Source organism: Frankia sp. CcWB3 (genome assembly GCF_977927595.1).
This window is the reverse complement of the sequence record NZ_CDWRCK010000066.1, coordinates 1-1,747: the sequence shown is the minus strand read 5'-3', so window position 1 is coordinate 1,747 and position 1,747 is coordinate 1. Positions and strand designations below refer to the sequence as shown.

Here is a 1,747-nt window from a genome sequence, read left to right as displayed (position 1 = left end):
CCCGGGAAGCCCGGGAAGCCCGGCAAGTCCGGCAAGTCCGGCAAGCCGGGGCCGGGGCGCCCCCCACAGTCACCGGACGCCGACCCGTTTCCTCACCCCGCAGCGGCGGGGGCCGGTCTTCGGGCTGCTCGGCATCGTCGGTGGCGGGCTGGTCTTCGCCCCGTGGCTGCCCGACTTCTTCGACCAGCTCACCCACACCGGCACCCCCTGGGGAGAGCCCGCCAGCTATGCCGCGATCTCCCACGCCTACGGCCAGTGGGCCGGCGGCCCGACGACCCTGGGTCGCCTATTGCTGTTCCTGGTCACCGGTCTCGCCGCCGCCGGCATCGCCGGCCGGCCCGCGGGTGGCCGGTTCATCCTTCTCGACCTGCGTGGTCTCGAACCGGGCCGGACCCTGTTCCTGCTGGCCACCGGCACGCTCGTCGTCGCGGTGACGGCGGGCAAGGTGGTCGGCAACGCCTGGGCCGACCGGTACACCGCCACCGCCTTCGTGCCGTTCCTGCTGGTCATCGGGCTCGGCGCGACGATCATCACCGATCGGCGGGTGTTCCACGGAGTGGTCGCCGTCGCGGCCCTGACCGGTCTGCTCGCCGGGACCTCCGACATCCACCGGGAGCGGAGCCAGGCCACCGAGGCCGCGCAGGTCCTCGAGCGGATCGCCCGGCCCGGTGATGTGATGCTGGTCTGCCCGGACCAGCTCGGACCAGGCCTCGCCCGTACCGTGCCGAACTGGATGAAGGTGTACGTCGTGCCGACCTACGCACCGCCGGACCGGGTCGACTGGGCCGACTACGAGCAGCGCAACGAATCAGCCGACGGGGTCGCGATCGCCCGGCGCGCCCTCGCCGAGGCCGGTCCGGAGCACACCGTCTTCCTCGCCGGTTCCGGGTCGTACCGCACCTACGAGGAGCTGTGCACGGTGGTGCGCACCACCCTGCAGGAGGCCCGGCCACTCGCGGACGAGGTCATGAAGCAGGGTCTGCCGGCCAGGGGCTACGAGAACTACGCGCTGCTGCGGTTCCGGGCCTCTTGACCGCGACCGAGGCCCTTCCGGATGATCATCGGGTAGGTGGCGGCATGGGCGGCCGGCATGCGGCCACCCGCTGGGAGGACCGCTGGCAGCTGCGCGAGGTCGTGCTCGCCTGGCTCGCGGCCCGGCTGGCGGTCGGTGCGGCGCTGGCGCTGACCAGGTATATCGCCGACGATGCCCGCGGGCAGCAGGGCGCGCAGCTGAGCACCACCGACCTGCTCGGTTGGGACGCCGGGTGGTACCAGACGATTGCCGAGGTCGGGTACAGCGGCGCCGGGGCCGAGAGCCGCCGGTTTTTTCCCCTGCTGCCGCTGCTCGTGCGGGGGTTGTCGAAGCTGCCGGGGGCCGACGCCCACGTCGGTGTCGTGCTCCTGGTCGTGGTCAACGTGTGCGCGTTGGTCTTCGCGCTGCTGCTGGTGGGGCTCGCCCGGTTCGAGGGGTTCGCCCCGGAGGCGACCACCCGGCTCATCTGGCTCGCCGCGCTGGCTCCGCCCGCCTTCGTCCTGGTCATGGGGTACGCCGAGGGACTCGCCGGGCTGCTGGCCGTGGCGGTGTTCCTCGGTGCCCGCAGCGGACGCTGGGAGCTGGCGGCCGTGGCCGGTCTGCTCGGCGGCCTGTGTCGCCCCCTCGGTCTGGTCCTCGCGGTGCCGGTACTTCTCGAGGCGGCCCGGGGGCTGCCCTGGCCGCTCGTCCGCCGGCTCGGCCCCAGCCCCAGCC

General features: G+C 73.4%; 2 pseudogenes. Both read left to right on the top strand.

Going from position 1 to position 1,747, the window contains the following annotated elements:
* Positions 1–1,033 (top strand): annotated as a pseudogene (locus tag ACY5KJ_RS07590) (glycosyltransferase family 39 protein); the annotation flags it as partial.
* A 44-nt stretch (positions 1,034–1,077) separates the two neighbouring features.
* Positions 1,078–1,747 (top strand): annotated as a pseudogene (locus ACY5KJ_RS07585) (hypothetical protein); the annotation flags it as partial.